This window comes from Streptomyces sp. NBC_01016 (genome assembly GCF_026341035.1).
In the GTDB taxonomy this organism is placed as follows: domain Bacteria; phylum Actinomycetota; class Actinomycetes; order Streptomycetales; family Streptomycetaceae; genus Streptomyces.
The window spans coordinates 1,145,118-1,163,579 of the sequence record NZ_JAPEOQ010000002.1 but is presented as its reverse complement, the minus strand read 5'-3'; the positions used below and the strand labels follow the sequence as shown (position 1 = coordinate 1,163,579).

18 protein-coding genes are annotated in these 18,462 nt (G+C 71.0%); 10 read left to right on the top strand and 8 right to left on the bottom strand.

Annotated elements, in window-relative coordinates:
• The first annotated feature begins 87 nt into the window (after window positions 1-87).
• From ectA to thpD, 4 genes are all read left to right on the top strand, one after another.
• On the top strand, window positions 88-630 hold the full coding sequence (gene ectA, locus OG746_RS31970; protein ID WP_266721032.1) for a diaminobutyrate acetyltransferase: 543 nt from the start codon (window positions 88-90) through the stop codon (window positions 628-630).
• Window positions 631-694: 64 nt separating this feature from the next.
• Window positions 695-1,966, top strand: a complete 1,272-nt coding sequence (gene ectB / locus OG746_RS31965; protein WP_266721030.1) for a diaminobutyrate--2-oxoglutarate transaminase — start codon at window positions 695-697, stop codon at window positions 1,964-1,966.
• 39 nt (window positions 1,967-2,005) lie between these two features.
• Window positions 2,006-2,410, top strand: a complete 405-nt coding sequence (locus OG746_RS31960) for an ectoine synthase (RefSeq protein ID WP_266721029.1) — start codon at window positions 2,006-2,008, stop codon at window positions 2,408-2,410.
• A gap of 5 nt (window positions 2,411-2,415) precedes the next feature.
• A complete protein-coding gene (gene thpD / locus OG746_RS31955) occupies window positions 2,416-3,312 on the top strand; it encodes an ectoine hydroxylase (protein WP_266721027.1) in 897 nt (298 codons plus the stop codon).
• A 65-nt stretch (window positions 3,313-3,377) separates the two neighbouring features.
• Here the strand turns inward: thpD and OG746_RS31950 are convergent, their stop codons facing one another.
• On the bottom strand, window positions 3,378-4,442 hold the full coding sequence (locus OG746_RS31950) for an alkene reductase (RefSeq protein WP_266721025.1): 1,065 nt from the start codon (window positions 4,440-4,442) through the stop codon (window positions 3,378-3,380).
• A 166-nt stretch (window positions 4,443-4,608) separates the two neighbouring features.
• On the opposite strand from OG746_RS31950, the gene OG746_RS31945 reads away from it, so the two are divergent.
• A complete protein-coding gene (locus OG746_RS31945; RefSeq protein WP_266721023.1) occupies window positions 4,609-5,103 on the top strand; it encodes a MarR family winged helix-turn-helix transcriptional regulator in 495 nt (164 codons plus the stop codon).
• A gap of 93 nt (window positions 5,104-5,196) precedes the next feature.
• Here OG746_RS31945 and OG746_RS31940 read toward each other — a convergent pair whose 3' ends face one another.
• From OG746_RS31940 to OG746_RS31910, 7 genes are all read right to left on the bottom strand, one after another.
• Window positions 5,197-6,363, bottom strand: a complete 1,167-nt coding sequence (locus OG746_RS31940) for a maleylpyruvate isomerase family mycothiol-dependent enzyme (protein ID WP_266721021.1) — start codon at window positions 6,361-6,363, stop codon at window positions 5,197-5,199.
• A complete protein-coding gene (locus OG746_RS31935; RefSeq protein ID WP_524540503.1) occupies window positions 6,363-6,995 on the bottom strand; it encodes an RNA polymerase sigma factor in 633 nt (210 codons plus the stop codon). Before OG746_RS31935 ends, OG746_RS31940 begins: the two co-directional genes overlap by 1 nt.
• 113 nt (window positions 6,996-7,108) lie before the next feature.
• Window positions 7,109-8,251, bottom strand: coding sequence for an aminotransferase class V-fold PLP-dependent enzyme (locus OG746_RS31930; RefSeq protein ID WP_266721018.1), 1,143 nt, complete (start codon window positions 8,249-8,251; stop codon window positions 7,109-7,111).
• Window positions 8,252-8,372: 121 nt separating this feature from the next.
• Entirely contained in the window at window positions 8,373-9,089 is a 717-nt protein-coding gene (locus OG746_RS31925; protein WP_266721017.1) for a DsbA family oxidoreductase, read from the bottom strand.
• A 178-nt stretch (window positions 9,090-9,267) separates the two neighbouring features.
• On the bottom strand, window positions 9,268-9,741 hold the full coding sequence (locus tag OG746_RS31920; RefSeq protein WP_266721015.1) for a GNAT family N-acetyltransferase: 474 nt from the start codon (window positions 9,739-9,741) through the stop codon (window positions 9,268-9,270).
• Window positions 9,742-11,863: 2,122 nt separating this feature from the next.
• On the bottom strand, window positions 11,864-12,472 hold the full coding sequence (locus tag OG746_RS31915; RefSeq protein ID WP_266721014.1) for a DUF1349 domain-containing protein: 609 nt from the start codon (window positions 12,470-12,472) through the stop codon (window positions 11,864-11,866).
• A 45-nt stretch (window positions 12,473-12,517) separates the two neighbouring features.
• Entirely contained in the window at window positions 12,518-14,050 is a 1,533-nt protein-coding gene (locus OG746_RS31910; protein ID WP_266721013.1) for an aldehyde dehydrogenase (NADP(+)), read from the bottom strand.
• A gap of 131 nt (window positions 14,051-14,181) precedes the next feature.
• On the opposite strand from OG746_RS31910, the gene OG746_RS31905 reads away from it, so the two are divergent.
• The 5 genes from OG746_RS31905 to OG746_RS31885 all read left to right on the top strand — a co-directional run bounded on the left by OG746_RS31905 (window position 14,182) and on the right by OG746_RS31885 (window position 18,440).
• Window positions 14,182-14,964, top strand: coding sequence for an IclR family transcriptional regulator (locus OG746_RS31905; protein ID WP_266721012.1), 783 nt, complete (start codon window positions 14,182-14,184; stop codon window positions 14,962-14,964).
• Window positions 14,964-15,428 carry a GNAT family N-acetyltransferase gene (locus tag OG746_RS31900; RefSeq protein WP_266721011.1) on the top strand — a complete coding sequence of 155 codons (465 nt, stop codon included), beginning with the start codon at window positions 14,964-14,966 and terminating at the stop codon, window positions 15,426-15,428. The genes OG746_RS31905 and OG746_RS31900 overlap by 1 nt, the downstream gene beginning before the upstream one ends.
• A gap of 153 nt (window positions 15,429-15,581) precedes the next feature.
• Window positions 15,582-17,042 carry a peptidoglycan D,D-transpeptidase FtsI family protein gene (locus OG746_RS31895; RefSeq protein ID WP_266721009.1) on the top strand — a complete coding sequence of 487 codons (1,461 nt, stop codon included), beginning with the start codon at window positions 15,582-15,584 and terminating at the stop codon, window positions 17,040-17,042.
• Window positions 17,043-17,166: 124 nt separating this feature from the next.
• Window positions 17,167-17,754 carry a SigE family RNA polymerase sigma factor gene (locus OG746_RS31890; RefSeq protein WP_266721007.1) on the top strand — a complete coding sequence of 196 codons (588 nt, stop codon included), beginning with the start codon at window positions 17,167-17,169 and terminating at the stop codon, window positions 17,752-17,754.
• Window positions 17,751-18,440 (top strand): hypothetical protein, encoded by a 690-nt coding sequence (locus tag OG746_RS31885; RefSeq protein ID WP_266721005.1) that lies wholly within the window; start codon window positions 17,751-17,753, stop codon window positions 18,438-18,440. Before OG746_RS31890 ends, OG746_RS31885 begins: the two co-directional genes overlap by 4 nt.
• The last annotated feature ends 22 nt before the right edge of the window (window positions 18,441-18,462 follow it).

Here is an 18,462-nt window from a genome sequence, read left to right as displayed (position 1 = left end):
CACCTGCGCGCGATAACACAGAAGCCCTCGTTACGTAACCCCTTCCGCGGGTGCAATCCCGGAAATTGCTCGGTAAATTCAATTTGCATGACCGCCGCACAAGCGCAATTCCTGGAAGTCGCCGAAGTGGCCCCGGTCCCCGACGGACTGAAGATCGACCACCCCGAGGTGGCCGACGGTGCCGCGATCTGGCGTATCGCCCGCGACTCGAAGGTGCTCGACCTCAACTCCTCCTACAGCTACCTGCTGTGGTGTCGCGACTTCGCCGCCACGTCGGTGATCGCCCGCGACGAGAAGGGCGAGGTGGCCGGTTTCATCACCGGTTACGTACGTCCCGACCGACCCGACATCCTCGTGGTGTGGCAGGTCGCCGTGGACGCTGCGCAGCGTGGGCGCGGCCTGGCGGCCGCGCTGCTCGACGGGCTGGCCGCGCGGGTCGCGGCGGCGCGTCCGGTCACCACCCTCGAGACCACCATCACGCCCGACAACGCCGCGTCCCAGGCCCTGTTCACCTCGTTCGCCCGCCGGCACCGCGTCGGTGTAGCCCGCACGGTGCTGTTCGACGCGGGCCTGTTCCCTGACGACGGGCACCTGCCCGAGGAGCTGTACCGCATAGGCCCACTGGCCTGAGCGCGCCCTCGACCCCACTCATCCCGAACCCCCCTCATCTCCCCTCCCTAGAGGAGTTTTTGCTGTGACCATCACCCAGCCGGACCTGAGCGTCTTCGAGACCCTTGAGTCGGAGGTGCGCAGCTACTGCCGCAGCTGGCCCACCGTCTTCGATCGGGCCCAGGGCAGCCGTATGTACGACGAGGACGGCCACGAGTACCTCGACTTCTTCGCCGGTGCCGGATCGCTCAACTACGGCCACAACAACCCGGTCCTGAAACGCGCCCTGATCGACTACCTGGAGCGCGACAGCGTCGTGCACGGGCTCGACATGTCGACCTCGGCGAAGCGCAACTTCCTGGAGTCCTTCCAGAACATCATCCTGCGCCCGCGCGACCTGCCCTACAAGGTCATGTTCCCGGGCCCGACGGGCACCAACGCCGTCGAGTCCGCGCTGAAGCTGGCGCGCAAGGTCAAGGGCCGCGAGTCGATCGTGTCCTTCACCAACGCCTTCCACGGCATGTCGCTCGGCTCGCTCGCGGTGACCGGCAACGCGTTCAAGCGCGCGGGCGCCGGCATCCCGCTGGTGCACGGCACGCCGATGCCGTTCGACAACTACCTCGACGGGCAGACGCCGGACTTCATCTGGTTCGAGCGCCTCCTGGAGGACTCCGGCTCCGGCCTGAACACGCCGGCCGCCGTGATCGTCGAGACGGTCCAGGGCGAGGGTGGCATCAATGTCGCCCGCGCCGAGTGGCTGCGCAAACTGGCGGATGTCTGCGAACGTTGGGACATGCTCCTCATCGTGGACGACATCCAGATGGGCTGCGGCCGCACCGGTGCCTTCTTCTCCTTCGAGGAGGCGGGCATCACGCCGGACATCGTGACCGTTTCGAAGTCCATCAGTGGGTACGGGATGCCCATGTCCCTGTGCATGTTCAAGGCGGAGCTCGACGTCTGGGAGCCGGGCGAGCACAACGGCACGTTCCGCGGCAACAACCCCGCGTTCGTGACGGCCGCCGCTGCCCTGGAGACGTACTGGACCGACGGCGCGGCCATGGAGAAGCAGACCCTGGAGCGCGGCGAGCAGATCGACGAGGTCCTCGCCGCCCTGCGCACGGAGTACCACGAAGAGATCGTCGAGTACCGCGGCCGCGGCATGGTCTGGGGCATCGAGTTCCGTGACAAGGACCGTGCCAACAAGGTCGCCAAGCGGGCCTTCGAGCTGGGCCTGCTCATCGAGACCTCCGGCCCCGACAGTGAGGTCGTCAAGCTGCTTCCGGCACTGACGATCACGCCGGAGGAGCTGGACGAGGGGCTGCGCACGCTCACCCGAGCCGTGCGCGAGACCGTCTGACACGCACCACAAAGTTACGAGGAAAGGCAGCAACTCACCGTGATTGTCCGTTCGTTCAAGGAGATAGAGAACACCGACCGGCACGTGAAGTCGGCGACCGGCACCTGGGAGAGCAAGCGCATCGTGCTTGCGAAGGAGAAGGTCGGCTTCTCTCTGCACGAGACGATCCTCTACGCGGGCACCGAGACCGACATGTGGTACGCCAACCACATCGAGGCCGTGCTGTGCGTGGAGGGCGAGGCCGAGCTCACCAACCGGGAGACCGGTGAGACGCATTGGATCGAGCCGGGGACGATGTATCTCCTGGACGGTCATGAGAAGCACACCATGCGCCCGAAGACCGACTTCCGCTGCGTCTGCGTGTTCAACCCTCCGGTGACCGGACGGGAGGACCACGACGAGAACGGCGTCTACCCGCTGCTGACAGAGGACGAGGAGGCCTGATCCCGATGACGACCGCACCCGACATCACGGACCTGTACCCGACGCGAGGCGCCTCCGAGGTGGCCACGCCGCGTGTCGACCCGGTCGTCTGGTCGGCGGAGGGAGCGCGAGGGCCGATTCGCCAGTCGGACCTCGCTTCCTTCGAGCGGGACGGCTTCCTCGCCATCGACGAGCTGATCGGCCCGGACGAGATCGGCACCTACCAGGCCGAGTTGGACCGTCTGGTGACCCATCCTGCGATGCGCGCCGACGAGCGTTCCATCGTCGAGAAGCAGTCGCAGGAGATCCGCTCGGTCTTCGAGATCCACAAGATCAGCGAGGTCTTCGCCAACCTGGTGCGGGACGAACGCATCGTGGGTCGGGCCCGTCAGATCCTCGGCTCGGACGTCTACGTCCACCAGTCGCGGATCAACGTCAAGCCCGGTTTCGGGGCACGGGGCTTCTATTGGCACTCGGACTTCGAGACCTGGCACGCCGAGGACGGCCTGCCGAACATGCGGACGGTGTCCGTCTCCATCGCGCTGACGGAGAACTACGACACCAACGGCGGGCTCATGATCATGCCCGGCTCGCACAAGACGTTCCTCGGCTGCGCGGGTGAGACGCCGAAGGACAACTACAAGAAGTCGCTGCAGATGCAGGACGCGGGCCTGCCCTCGGACGAGGCCCTCGGCAAGTTCGCCGACGCACACGGCATCAAGCTGTTCACCGGCAAGTCCGGCTCGGCGACCTGGTTCGACTGCAACGCCATGCACGGCTCCGGCGACAACATCACCCCGTACCCGCGCTCGAACGTGTTCATCGTGTTCAACAGCGTGGAGAACACGGCGGTGGATCCGTTCGCGGCGCCGGTAAGGCGACCCGAGTTCATCGGGGCGCGGGACTTCACTCCGGTGAAGTGATCCTCGTAGGCGCACGAGTTGGGGCGGGACCGTGATCGGTCCCGCCCCAACTGCTGTTACGGGTATTACCGGGCCGGGTAGTCCGTGTAGCCCTTCTCCGTGCCGCCGAAGAAGGTCGCCGGGTCCGGGGCGTTGTACGGGCCCTCGCTCCTGAGGCGGGCCGGCAGGTCCGGGTTGGCGAGGAAGAGGGCGCCGAAGCTGAGGATGTCGGCGACTCCCTCCTCGACCAGACCGAGGGCCCTGTGGTCGGTGGGGCCATCGGTGTGCGCGTTGAGCACGAAGGGTCCGCTGAACCGCTTGCGCAGATCGACGGTCACCTCGCGGCTCTGCTCGCCCACCTCCAGTACGTGCAGGTAGGCGAGGCCCAGCGGTTCCAGGGCGTCGACGAGCGCGGTGTAGGTCTCGACCGTGTCGTGGTCCCCCATGGAGTTGTACGGGTTTCCGGGCGACAGGCGGATGGCGGTGCGCTCGGCGCCGATGGCGTCGGCGACGGCCTTGACCGCCTCGACGGCGAACCGGATCCGGTTCGCGACGCTGCCGCCCCACTCGTCGGTGCGCAGATTCGTGCCGGGCGACAGGAACTGGTGGATCAAGTAGCCGTTGGCCCCGTGCAGTTCGACGCCGTCGAAGCCGGCCGCGACGGCGCCGCGGGCGGCCTCGGCGAAGTCGGCCACGGTCGCGCGGACCTCGTCCGAGGTGAGCTCGCGCGGGGTGGTGAAGTCCTGGAAGCCCTCGTTCGTGAAGGCCTGGCCCTCCGGGGCGACGGCGGACGGGGCGACCGGAGCGCCGCCGTCCGGCTGCAGCGACGGGTGGCCGATCCGGCCCGCGTGCATGACCTGGGCGAAGATCTTGCCGCCCTCGGCGTGCACGGCGTCGGTGACCGGGCGCCAGGAGGCGACCTGCTCCGCGGTGTGCAGGCCCGGCGTCCAGGCGTAACCCTGACCCACGGCCGATGGCTGGATTCCCTCCGTGACGATGAGCCCCGCGGAGGCGCGCTGCGCGTAGTACTCGGCGGTCAGGGCGGTGGCTGTGCCGCCGTCGCCGGCCCGGCTGCGGGTCATGGGGGCCATGGCTATGCGGTTGGCCAGGCGGGTGCCGGGGAGGTCGATGGGGTCGAAAGCGGTGGTCATGGCTACTCCGTTCAACGGGATGCGACACAGGTCGACAAGAGGACGACACGTAGGCGACACAAGGCGGCAATAAAACATTGGTCGGCCAAGCAATTGAGCCGACTTCACTGTAGCTCATTAGTTGGCCGGCCAAGGTAATGTTGCGGACAAGCCGAAAGGAGCCCTCATGTCCCCCACCGCCGACGACCCCGCCTGTACCGGTCAGATCCCGGTCGCCGCCCGCAGCGGCCCCGTCAGCCTGGCCCTCTCCCGCGTCGCCCGGCTGCACCGGATCGCCGCCGGGCAGCGGTTGCGCGGGCTCGGCCTCTATCCGGGGCAGGAGTTCGTGATGATGCACCTGTGGGACAAGGGGCCCGTGCGTCAGTCCGAGCTGATCAAGACGCTCGACCTGGATCCGTCCACGGTCACGAAGATGCTGCAGCGCCTGGAACAGTCCGGGCACGTGCGCCGCACCCCCGACCCGGGCGACCGCCGCGCGTCCCTCGTCGAGGCCACGGACCGCAGCTGCGGGCTCCTGGAGGACGTGGCCGGGGTGTGGGGAGCACTGGAGGAGCAGACCCTTGCGGGGCTCTCCGAGCGGGACCGGGCGGAGTTCGCGCGGCTACTGGGCGTCGTCGAGGGCAATCTGTGCGCGGAGGCCGGGGCGGAGGAGTGCCCGTAGGGGTTACTCAGGGGCCGATGGGCCTGCGGCAGGTGGGCCTGTGCTCGGTGGGCCTGTGCCGGACGGGACTGCGCCCTGCGGGCGCCCGGTTCGTCACAGCCAGGCCAGTCGGGCCGCCCGGTCCAGGAGGGTGCGGGCCGCCGTCGGGTCGCCGGTGCCCGGCGGGAGGGCGTCGGGGGTGGTGCGGCCGCCGATGAGGAGGCAGAAGTCGACCGGGTCCAGGGCGAGTTCGGCCCGCACCGGTTCGTCCTCGGAGCCGAGGATCCACTCCGTGGTGCGGCTCGCGTCCGTGACGGTGAGGGCGACGGGCGGGGCCTTGGGGCCGAGCGCCTGGCCGAGGATCCGCACGGCCAGCCGGACCAGCTGCCACAGATGACCGGCGGGCGGCGGGGGCACGGGGCGGTCCAGGGCGCGGCCGATGTCGTAACCGTGGATCCACGTCTCGAAGGCGCGGACCAGATAGTGCTCGGCGACGGGCAGCCGCGCCCCCATCAACGTAGCGGCCTGCGCGGCGAGTTCGGGGTCGCGGGCGGCCGGAGCGGCGAGCAGCTCGGCGGCCCGGGCGTGCCAGACGGCGACGGTGGCGTGCGGGTCACGCGCGTGTTCGTGGGCGATGACCGTTCGGGTGCGGGCCTCCCAGACCGTGCGCCAGTCGCCGTCGCCCGCCGCGTCGGCGGGCGGTTCGTGGGCCGGCAGCCCCAGGTGGACGGCCAGCGGCTCGTCGGCCGCGATGAGGTGCGCGACCGTGTCGCGCACCGTCCAGCCGTGGACCACCTCCGTGGACCATGCGTCGTCCGCCTCGGCGAGCAGCGCCTGGAGGGCGGCGACGGTGGCCGCGTAGGGCTGGGCGTGCGGGGCGGTGGTGGGGGCGGCACGGGGTGCGGGCGGGCGGCGGGCCAGGGCCGCGGCGAGCGGTCCGGTGTCGATCCGGAGCGGCGGGTGCCCTGCCGCGTCGTCCTGCGGCACTCCGGCCGCGCCGTGCCCGTTCGCCCCGATTCCGACTCCGGTCCCGTTCTCGTTCCCGTTCGTCCCGTGTTCGTTCGTCCCGTGTTCGTTCGTCCCGTGTCCGTTCGTCCCGTGTCCGTTCGGACCGTTCAGGGTCCGTACCGTCGCCCTCAGCCTTTCGGCCTCGGCGGCGCACTCCTCGCAGTCCGCCAAGTGGGCGGGTACGGCGCGCTGTTCGTCGGCCGGGAGGGCCTGAAGGGCCCAGGCGCCCAGGAGTTCGCTCACTGTCGCGTGGTCGCGCGCGTCCGTGGCCATCAGGCACCCCTTTCATGGGCCTCGTAGCCCGGCTCCGCCGGGTCCGCCAGGGTTTCGGCCAGGCGGTGCAGTGCCGTGCGCAGGCGGGTCTTGGCGGTCCCTTCCGGGATGCCGAGTTCCACCGCCGCCTGACGGTACGTCCGGCCCGCGAAGTACGCCAGATGCACCACCTGCCGCTGATGCAGCGGGAGTTGAGCCAGGGCCGAATGAAGGAGCAGCGAACGCTCACGGTCGACGACCCGCTCGTCGGGCCCCGGATCGGGGGCCGGGATGGCGTGCAGCGCCGCGTCGTCCGCGGTGACGGCCTTGCGGTGCCGGGCCTCGCTGCGCACCCAGTCGACGGCGCGGCGGTGCGCCAGCATGCTCAGCCAGGTACGGAGCGAGCCGCGCTGCGCGTCGAAGGCATAGGGCCGCGCCCACAGATGCGCGAAGACCTCCTGTGCCACGTCGTCCGCCGCCCCCGCCGAGCGGGTCACACGCACGGCGACGCCACGGACGAGCCCGCTGTACACGTCGTACGCCTCGGAGAGCGCGGCCTCGTCACCGTAGACGAGACGTCGGTGCAGGTCGGCGTCGTCCGCGACCCGTTCCTTGGGGTCGTACGCACCCGTACGGGCCACCGGCACCACCACCTCCGGGTCCTGTCCGCGGACGGGAGTCCGGCGGCAGGGCCTAGTGCCTTCCTAGCGTCCTGGGGAGCCGGGCGCCAGGGTCCGGCCGGACTTCACGAGGAGAGCGCGTCGCTTCACGAGGAGAGCGCGTCGAGGAGGCGGTCGACGTCGGCGGGCGTGTTGTAGAGGTGGAATGAAGCCCGCAAGTTCCCTGCTCTGTTGGAGAGTTCGATGCCTGCGCGCTGCAATTCGACTTGCTTCACGCCGAGTTCGGGGACCGACACGATCGGGGAGCCGGGCGAGCGCACCGGCTCGTGCCCGAGCCGCGCGAGGCCCGCGCGGAACCGGTCCGCGAGCGCCAGGTCGTGGGCGTGGATCGCCTCCGGGCCCAACTCCTCGATCAGGGCGAGGGACTGGCGGGCCCCTGTGTACGCGACGAGGCTCTGGGTCTCGTCGAACCGGCGGGCCGAGCGGGCGGGTTCGGTGACGGGCCCGTAGCAGCTGTCCCAGGGGTTCTCCCCCGAGACCCAGCCGCCGAAGACCGGCGTGAGCGCGTCGAAGCCCTCGGGGTCCCGCGGCCCCACGAAGAAGACGGCGCCGCGCGGGCAGGTCAACCATTTGAAGCCGACGGAGGCCAGATAGTCGGCGTCGGCCGCCTGTGCGGCGACCGGGTACCAGCCCGCCGCCTGCGAGACGTCGACGTAGAGCCGGGCGCCGTGCGTGCGGGTGGCGGCGCGCAGTGCGGGCACGTCGGCGACCCTGCCGTCGGCCGACTGGGCCGCGCTCACCGCGACGAGCGCGGTACCGGAGCGTACGGCGTCGGGCAGCGCGTCGAGCGGCACGGCGCGGACCTTGAGGTCGCCGCGTACGTGGAAGGGGTTGACGGTGGAGCTGAAGTCGCCCTCCGCCGTGAGGACTTCGGCCCCGGCGGGCAGGGACGAGGCGATCAGGCCGCTGTAGACGGCGACGGACCCGCCGGTCGCGACCCGGCTCACGGGCACGCCGACGATCCGCGCGAAGGCCGCCCGGGCCTCCTCGACGTCGGCGAAGAGCGAGTCCGGGGAACGGCCCTCGGTCATGTCGGTGATCGCGGCCCGCATCGCCTCCCCGGCCCGCACCGGGAGCAGTCCGGAACTCGCGGTGTTCAGGTAGGTGGTGGCGGGGGTGTACTGCGCGCGGACAAGCTCCGCGTCGAGGACCTGGGCTGTGGCCGGGGCCTTGGCTTGGGCCTTGGCTTGGGCCTTGACCTGGGCCTGGTGCTCACCGGAAGTCTCCATGGCACCCACTGTGCCCCGCCACCAACTACCCGTCCATTGCGAATAATTACGGAGTACGCCTAAGCGCTGCTTATGTGCGCAGGTCGGGTGGGTGCGTGGCGGGGGCCGAGTGCTGGGTGGTTCAGGCCTGCGGCACCGCGCAGCCGTCGGGGCCGCAGGCGTCGCCGCCGTCCGCGCTGTCGATGACGGTGAGCGGGGAACGGTCGGCCCACGCCTGGGTCAGCGCCTGCGTGAACACCTCGGCGGGCTGGGCGCCGGAGACGCCGAACTTGCGGTCGAGCACGAAGAACGGCACGCCGTTCGCGCCGAGCTCCGCGGCTTCGCGCTCGTCGGCGCGCACCGCGTCCGCGTACGCGTCGGGGTCGGCGAGCATCGTCCGGACCTCGCCCTCGTCGAGACCGGCCTCGACGGCGAGCCGCACGACGGTCTCCTCGTCGCCGAAGACGGAGGACTCCTCGGCGAAGTTGCCCCGGTACAGGGCGTCGATCATCGCGTCCTGTACGCCCTTGTCCTTGGCGAGGTGGAGCAGCCGGTGCAGGTCGAAGCTGTTGCCGAAGTCGCGGCCCTCGGTGAGGTACGGCAGGCCGAGGGCGCCGGCCTGCTGCCCGAGGCCCTGCTCGTTGGCGGCGGCCTGGTCCTCGCTGATGCCGTACTTCTTGGCGATGTACGGGACCACGAGGCCGGTCTCCCCCGGCTTGGCGTTCGGGTCGAGCTCGAAGGACCGGTGCACGACCTCTACGTCGTCCTTGTGCGCGAACCCGTCGAGCGCCTCCTCGAAGCGGGCCTTGCCGATGTAGCAGAACGGGCAGTTGATGTCGGTCCAGATCTCGACGCGCATGGAGGTTCTCTCGGTCTCTCGTTCCGGGGTACGGAGCGTGTACGGGGGGCGGTGCGGGTGTGCGGGTGTGCGGGTTACGGGTTACGGCTGCTTACGGCTGCTTACGGCTGCTTACGGCTGCTTACGGCTGCGCAGGAGTGTGTCCCTGCGTTCCGCTATAACCGGATGGTCCCTCCGGTCATTCCCTGCCGGGCGTGAGCCGCATCCGGCGGTGTGTGCTCCCGCTGCCCTCCGGCCCCTCGTCGACCCAGCCGTGCCGGGCGTAGAAGGCCTGGGCGCGGGTGTTGTCCCCGTGCACGATGAGATGGACCTCGGCGACGTCGTCGACCCGCCACTGCTCGACGCAGGCGGCGTGCAGCTCCGTGCCGATGCCGCGGCTCCAGTGGTCGGGGTCCACCTGGAACTGGTACAGCACGGCCGTGTCGGCCGGGGCCTCGTCGGGCCGCCGGAAGGAGGCGAGCCCGACGACGACGCCGTCCCTGACACAGACGAGTACGTGCCCGTGCGGCCGGGCTATGGCCACCGCCCACCGCTCGACCCACGCGCTCGGGTCCCCCTCGTCCGGGAACCCTTCCCGGTAGTACGTGGCACGGGCTCTGCGGTGCAGGGCGGCGAGAACGGGGGCGTCGGCGGCGACGGCGGTACGGATCATGCTCCGAAGGACGCGGGGCGATGACCTCCGGGTTTCACCGGGGTGGGGTTGGGCGGCGTGTTTTTGTACGGGTGGGTGGGACGACGGGGGCCGTCCGGCCCTTGGGGGATAGCGCTAGAGGTAGTGCCTGACCAGCCCCGGGGAGCGCCTTTACGTCCCAAGGGGGCGTCCGTGTTGTTGCCCAGGTGGGGGTTGTTGCCCAGGTGGGGCGGGGCCTGTTTGCCCAGGCGCCGGGCAGCGGGCTGTTGCGCAGGCGGCGGGCGGCGGTCTGTCGCGCAGGCCGGGCGGGGGCCATCGCCCAGGTAGGGCTGCAGCTTGTTGCCCGCGTAGGGCCAGCCGCCACGGTCGGCAAGCGGTACCGACCGGCAGGCGCCCCCACGGCACCGTGCAAACCGCCCAGGTCGGGAGCACCCCAACCTCCCCGCGCGGCCGGTTTCCCGGAACGGGACCGGGACCGGGGACGGGAACGGGGACGGGAACGGGGACGGGGACGGGGACGGGGACGGGAACGGGAACGGTCGGCCAGCGGTAGCGGCGGCAGACGCCTCACGGCACCGTGCGAGCCGCCCCGGTCGTGCACCCCGTCAGTCCTCCGCTCCCTTCCTCGCCCATCTCCCACCCACCCGCCCCCTCCGGGGGCGTCGGTCGGAGTGCGCGGGCCCGGCGCCCCCGGGCCGAAGCCCAACGCGCTCCCCCGCCTGGCGCCCACACCGCAGGCACGCGCGGCAAGGGACGCCGACTATCAGGAGCGGGCACTCCGCGGCAGGACCGAAGCCCCTGAGCGAGGAGGGGAACCGGCCGATCCACAGCCCCGCCCAAGGGCGTGACCGGGCGGGGTGGACAGTTGCCCGTGGCGTCCGGCCTCGCGAGGCCGGGACCGTCGGCCACATCGAGCGGGCAGCCACAGCAGGCAACGGCCCGGACCAACCGGGCCCGTCCCCGTCCGCCTCAGCCCCCATCCACGGCGAGCCCGTAGGGCCGAAACCCCCGGAGGGGCGGGTGGGTGAGAGGTGAGCGCGGAACGGGAGTCGGGCCGAGCCAAGCCAGGCCACGCGAAGCCGAGAGGCGGATGACCGGTCGGGGCCGACAGCCGTCCCCGGGTGGCCTGCCGACGCCGTCGCCCTTCTGCAACGGGGGCCGGCCCAGACTCCGGCGAGGCCACCCGGACCGAAGCCCCCGAAGGGGACGGGTGGGTCGGAGATGAGTAACGAACGGGACCAGGCCAAGCCAAGCCGCAGCCCACGCGAAGCCGAGAAGCGGGTGACCGGTCGGGGCCGACAGCCGTCCCCGGGGCGGCCTACCGGCACCGTCGCTTTTCTGAAACGGGGGCCGAGCCAGACTCCGGCATGGCCCCCGGACGGCCCCATCCGGACCGGGCCAACCGGGCGGTGCCACCCGGGCCCCTAAGGGGGCGGGTGGATGGGAGATGAGCGAGGAACGGAAGCCGGCCTAGCCAAGTCGCAGGCCACACAAGCCGAGAGGCGGTTGACCGGTCGGGGTGGGCAGTCGCCCCGGGGCGGACGGCCGGGGCGACTGCCCACCTGGAACGGCGTCCGCGCCAGACCTCGGCCCGGACCACCCTCACCACCCGGACCTCCGGACCCCCGGGCCCCGAACGCATCCGGGCCGAAGCCCCCGAAGGGGACGGGTGGGTCGGAGATGAGCAAGGAACGGGACCAGGCCAAGCCAAGCCGCAGGCCACGCGAGCCGAGAGGCAGTTGACCGGTCGGGGCCGACAGTCGTCTCCGGAGCGGTCAGTCGGCGCCGTCGCCCATCTGGAACGGCGTCCGCGCCAGGCCCCGGCCCGGACCAACCGGACCGCGCCCACCCGGGCCGAACGCATCCGGGCCGAAGCCCCCGGAGGGGGCGGGAGGGTGGGAGGTAGGCGAGGAACGGGGCTGGGCCACGGCGCAGGTCGAGCGGGCCGAGGCCGTTGGCTACCTCAAGCGGGTAGCCGCACCAGGCCGGGGGCATCAGCCACATCAAGCGGGTCACCGGTCGAGGCCAACAGCCTCAGCCACCCCAAACAGGTAGCCGACCGAGGCCAACAGCCACAGCCACCCCAAACAGGTAACCGACCGAGGCCCCCCACCGGACACCCCCACCCCGCCGAACCCCCCGGTCAGGACCCGTCGCGGAGGCCCCTCGGCCACGTCGGGCGGAACTCGATGTGGTCGTACGTGACCACGCAGCCCTCGCCCACCGGGGACTGGGCCAGGAAGCCGATCAGGGCCGCCGACGCGGACTTCTCGTCGCCCAGGGAGAAGATGCGGATGAACGTCCACGTCGAACCGTCGGTCGAGGCGTGGAACGCGAACGCCGAGCCCGTGCGGCTGACGCGGAGCCAGACCGAGGAGCCCGGCACCACGAACGCGTTCGAGTCGTCGGAGTGGCCGCGGGTGACGACCGTACAGATGGTGGGCTCGTCCGGGGACCGCTCGAAGCAGAGCTTCGCCCACTCCCGGTCGCCCACATGAACGTAGAGCACCCCCGCGTCGAAGGCCGCGGCGAAGCCGACCGTGACGCGGGCGATCAGCTGGAAGTCCCCGTCGGGAGCCCCGAGGAGGCGCGGCGCGTCCGACGCCGGTTCGAGCGAGGACCCCGTCGGCGGCACGAAGCGGTCCTGGCGGGGCCCCGCCCACCCGGTGAGCACCCCGTCCTCGTACGACCAGTGGCCGTCGGGTCCGTACGTGCGCAACGGGAAGGGCAGGGGCGGTATTTCGAGATCCATGCCGCCAGTCTCGCAGGGGCCCGCGGGCCCCGTCCGGTCGGAGCCTCAGTTCTCCAGGCGGCCGTTGAAGCGGCGCGGCAGCCCCAGCGGGTTGTCGTCGCGCAGCTCCTGCGGCAGGAGCGCCTCCGGCGTCGTCTGGTACGAGACCGGGCGCAGCCAGCGCTCGATCGCGGTGCCGCCCACCGACGTGGACGTCGACGTCGTCGCCGGGTACGGGCCGCCGTGGTGCTGCGCGGGCGCGACCGCGACACCGGTCGGCCAGCCGTTGACGAGGACACGGCCCGCGATGGGCGTCAGCTCGGCGAGGATCTCCGCGCCGCGGCCCTCGCCGGCGGCCTCGGACGAGGACAGCTGGACGGTGGCCGTCAGGTTGCCGGGGAGACGGTTCAGGACCGCCGTGATCTCGTCGGCCGTCTCGTAGCGGGCGACGACCGTGACCGGGCCGAAGCACTCCTCCAGGAGGAGGTCGTGCGCGCCGCCCTCGGTCGCGAGGCGCGTGGCCGGAACCGTGAGGAAGCCGGGCGCCACCGTGTGCTCGCTGCCCGCGCCGGGGGTCACCGGGGCGTCCACGTCCGGGAGTTCGGCCCGCTCGGCGACACCGGCGATGAAGTTGTCGCGCATGCGGTGGTCGAGCAGCACGCCGGAGGCGGTGTCACTGACGGCGGCCGTGAGGGACTTGACGAGCGTGTCGCCCGCCTCGCCCTTCGGCGCGAAGACGAGGCCCGGCTTCACGCAGAACTGGCCGACGCCCAGCGTCATCGAACCGGCGAGCCCCGTGCCGATCTGGTCGGCGCGCTCGGCGGCCGCGGCCTCGGTGATCACGACCGGGTTCAGCGAGCCCAGCTCACCGTGGAACGGGATCGGCACCGGACGCGAGGAAGCGGCGTCGAAGAGCGCGCGCCCACCGCGTACGGAACCGGTGAAGCCGGCCGCGGACACCAGCGGGTGCTTGACCAGCTCGACGCCCGCGTCGAAGCCGTGCACGAGGCCGAGCACGCCCTCCGGGATGCCGTGCTCGGCGGCGGCCCGGCGGATGATGGAGGCGACCAGCTCGGAGGTGGCCGGGTGGTCGGGGTGCGCCTTGACGACGACCGGGCAGCCGGCCGCGAGGGCGCTCGACGTGTCGCCGCCGGGCACGGAGAAGGCGAACGGGAAGTTCGAGGCGGCGTAGACCGCAACGACGCCCAGCGGGATCTTGTAGCGACGCAGGTCCGGGATGGGCGGCGTCGCCGTGTCGTCCGGGTGGTCGATGACGACGCCGAGGAAGGCGCCCTCGTCGACGATCTCCGCGAACTTCCTCAACTGGAAGCAGCTGCGGGTGAGTTCACCGGTGAGCCGGACCGGGCCGAGCGCGGTCTCCGCGTCCGCCGCCTCGACGAGGTGGTCCTTGGCCTCTTCCAGGCGGTCGGCCGCGGTGCGCAGGAACGCGGCGCGGACGGCACGGTCGGCGAGGGCGGCACGGGCGGCCTGCGCGGCGCGCACCGCCTCGTCCACTTCCTGCGCCGTGGCCTCGTCCGCGACCTGCTCCCGCTGCTTCCCGGTTCGGGGGTCGACACTCCAGACTGGTGTTGCTGCCACGGCACATTCCTCCAGCTTTTCTCGCCGCGCACCAGGGTGAGCAACGAGGATCGTTCGATATACTGAACGCTGTCTCTGATGATGAACTACTCACCGAGACTATTTCTCGTCGAACGAAGGGGTCAAGGGCGATGTCGGCAGACGAGACGGGGGCCGCGGCAGGCGGCGGACAGGTCAAGTCCGCGGTGCGGACCGTGGAATTGCTCGAGTACTTCGCGGGCCGCCCCGGGATGCACTCCCTTGCCGCGGTCCAGGAGGCCGTCGGGTACCCGAAGTCCAGCCTCTACATGCTGCTGCGCACGCTCGTCGACCTCGGCTGGGTGGAGACGGACGCGACCGGCACGCGGTACGGCATCGGCGTCCGCGCCCTCCTCGTCGGCACCTCGTACATCGACGGAGACGAGGTCGTGGCGTCGGCCCGCCCCACCCTCGACCGCCTCTCCGACGACACGACGGAGACCATCCACCTGGCCCGGCTCGACGGCACGAACGTCGTCTACCTCGCCACCCGCCAGTCGCAGCACTACCTTCGCCCCTTCACCCGCGTCGGCCGCCGGCTGCCCGCGCACTCCACGTCGCTCGGCAAGGCGCTGCTCGCCACCCACACCGACGAGCAGGTCCGCAAGCTGCTCCCGGAGACGCTCCCGTCGCTGACCGAGCACACGATCACCGACCGCGAGAAGCTCATCGAGGAGCTGCACCAGATCCGGGAGCAGGGCTTCGCGGTCGACCGCGAGGAGAACACGCTGGGCCTGCGCTGCTTCGGCGTGGCGATCCCGTACCGCACCCCGGCCCGTGACGCGATCTCCTGCTCGGTCCCGGTGGCGCGCCTCACGCCCGCCCACGAGCAGATGGTCAAGGACGCGCTGTTCGACGCCCGCGACCGGCTGACCCTGGCGACGCGGAGGCTCTGATGGACCTGGCCCTGCGCCCTGTCCTCCCCGGCGACCTGCCGGCCCTCTTCCGTCAGCACAACGACCCCGAGTCGATGCGCACGGCCGCGTTCGTCTCGCCGAAGTCGGCGGACCGGGACCTGTTCGAAGCGCACTGGCACCGGATCCGCGAGCAGTACGTCGTACGGACCGTGCTGCTCGACGGCGCCGTGGCCGGCAGCGCGGCGGTCTACGGCGAACCCGGCGAGCTGGAGATCACGTACTGGATCGACCGCGCGCACTGGGGTCGCGGCGTGGCGACGGCGGCGCTGCGGGCGCTGCTCGCGGAGGTCACCGAGCGTCCCCTGCACGCCCGTGCCGCCGCCGACAACAAGGGCTCGATCCGCGTCCTGGAGAAGTGCGGGTTCGTCGTCACCGGGCACGACCGGGGCTTCGCGCACGCGCGGGGCGAGGAGATCGAAGAGGTCGTGCTGCGGCTCGACTGACCGGGCCGGCCGTCCGGTTCCCCACATGACTGGCCCGCCCCCCCCCGTTCCCCACATGACCGGCCCGGCCGGCCGGTTCTCCACATGAACGTACGGTGAGAAATCGCACGGTCAGGAACGAATTGCGCCGGGCCACTCGTCTTTTCGTACGCAATGAACAAGACGATCAGGCGCGCCTCCGTCTTCACGCTGCTCCTCGTGTTCGCCCTGTTGATCAGGGCGACCTGGGTGCAGTTCTACGACGGCCAGGCCCTCGCCAACAGCGACGACAACCGACGGAAGACGATCTCGCAGTACGCGAATCCGCTCGGCGACATCATCGTGGGCGGAAAGGCGGTGACCGGCTCGAAGAAGACGGGCGAATCCAGCGACCTGAAGTACAAGCGGACCTACACGGACGGTTCGCTGTACTCGGCGGTGACCGGCTACACCTCACAGGTGTACGGAGCCACCCAGCTCGAGGGGATCTACCAGGGCGTGCTCGACGGCACCGACACGCAGCTGAAGAGTCCGCTGGACACGCTCACCGGCAAGAGCAGCGACCCGGGTGACGTGATCACGACGATCGACCCGGGCGTGCAGAAGGCCGCGTACAGCGCGCTCGGCGACAAGAAGGGCGCCGCCGTCGCCATCGACCCGGACTCCGGCAAGGTCCTCGGCATGGTGTCGACGCCGTCCTTCGACCCGTCGAAGATCAGCGGTTCCGGTTCCTCGGACGCCGCGGCGTGGAAGAAGCTCGCCAAGGACAAGGAAACGCCGACCACGAACCGGGCGCTCAAGCAGGCGCTGCCGCCCGGCTCGACGTTCAAGCTGGTGGTCGCCGCGGCGGCGCTCGAGGACGGCCTGGTCTCGTCGATCGACCAGAAGACGAACACGCCGAACCCGTACAAGCTGCCGGGTACAGCTACGTACCTGAAGAACGAGACCACCTCGATGCCCTGCGAGAACGCCTCGGTCCGCACGGCGCTGCAGTACTCCTGCAACACCGTCTTCGGAAAGCTCGCCGACGAACTGGGCCAGGACAAGGTCAAGGCGATGGCCGAGAAGTTCGGCTTCAACGACGAGAAGACGGACGTTCCTGTGCGGGCCGCCAAGAGCAACTATCCGTCGAAGATGGACGACGCTCAGACGGCTCTGTCCGGCATCGGCCAGTTCGACGTGACGGCCACGCCGCTCCAGATCGCGATGGTCTCCGCGACCATCGCCAACGGTGGCGAGCAGGCGTCCCCGCACATGGTGTCGCAGGTGACGGACGCCGACGGCGACGCGGTCAAGTCCTTCGAGGACGGCGACGACACCCGCGTGATCAGCGAGTCGACCGCCTCGCAGCTGCAGTCCGCGATGCAGACCGTGGTCTCCAAGGGCACCGCCACGGTCGCGCAGATGGACGGCGCGACGGTCGGCGGCAAGACCGGTACGGCGCAGCACGGCGAGAACAACAGCGAGACCCCGTACGCCTGGTTCACCTCCTACGCGAAGGACGACTCGACCGGCAAGCAGGTCGCCGTGGCGGTGCTCGTCGAGCAGTCGGACGCGGCCCGCTCCGAGGTCAGCGGCAGTGGCCTCGCGGGTCCTGTCGCCAAGGCGATGATGGAGGCGGCACTGAAGAACTGACGACTCATCAATCACAGTTCCACCGAAGGGTGTCCGGTATCACGGACACCCTTCGGTGCTTCGTACACAACGCTGGTACGCTCACGCCTCCCCCATCGGGCCGCCACTGTGAGGGAGGGATCGCGTGAGCACGGTTGTGGACACCCGGGACGATTCCGCTTCCGCCGAGTTTCATGCCTTCTTCGAACGGCACCACCGTGAACTCGCCCGCCTCGCCCACCTGTTGACGGGAGAGGCGGATGCCGCGGACGACCTCGCGGCGGACGCCCTGCTCGCGCTCTGGCACCGCTGGGACCGGGTGCGGGACGCCGAGCACCCGGTCGCGTACGCGCGCGGCGTCGTCGCCAACCTCGCGCGCACCCGGATCCGCAGCGCGGTGCGCGAGCGGCGGCGCGTGGCCCTCTTCTGGTCCGGCCGACAGGACCGCACCGAGGGGCCCGACGTGCCGGCGGTCGTCGACATGCAGGACGCACTGCGCGAACTCCCGTTCCGCAAGCGGGCCTGCGTGGTGCTCCGGCACGCCTTCGACCTCTCGGAGAAGGACACCGCGCTCACGCTCGGCGTCTCGGTCGGTACGGTGAAGAGCCAGACCTCGAAGGGCATGGCCGAGCTGGAACGACGACTGGGACACGGCGAACTGAACGGCCGGACGCCCGGGCACGTACGCTCGGTCGGCGCCGCACTCGATGCCACGGAAGGAGGGCGTGGATGAGCGAGGAGCACCTTCGGCAGCAGCTGCGCGAGGCCGCCGACGCGCACCGGCCCGACCGTGCGCGGATGCTCGCCCGCGTCGAGCGCGGCATGCACGAGCAATCCGCCACGGACGAGCCCGAGCGGCGGCCCGCGGTGGGCTGGGTGCGGGTCGCCGGGATCACCGCGGGTGTCGTGGGGGCGCTCGCCGTGGGCGGCTTCGCGGTCGGCTCGGCGCTGCGCCCCGATCCGGCGCCGCGGCAGCAGCAGGTCGCCGTGTCACCGACGCAGACGCCCCGCGGCGGCAACCCGCTGTGGGCGGACGGTTCGGTGGACCCCGGCTCCAACGCCTACTGGGCCCAGTCCAACGTCACGTTCAAGACAAAGAGCCAACTCGCCGGTCTTACGGTCGAGTTGCGGGTGGCGCAGACCGGGAAGGTCAACAGCACGGGCCACTGGAGCTCCCTGCCCGCCGGCGACTTCACGGAGTCCGTCACCGAGCGGGACGGGTTCCTCGTGTACCGGTGGGTGCTGAGGCCGGGGCGTTCCGTGCCGGTGGGTGAGCATGTGTTCGCCGGTCAGTACAACCACGCCGAGGGCGGGCGGGACGCGGGGGACGACGACTATGTGGTGACCGGGCGGACGGGTGGAGGCCAACGGGTCTCCGTGGATGGGGACTTCGCTCCGGTTTCGGGACGCCGGGGGTGACGACTCGGGGCTCCGCCCCGGA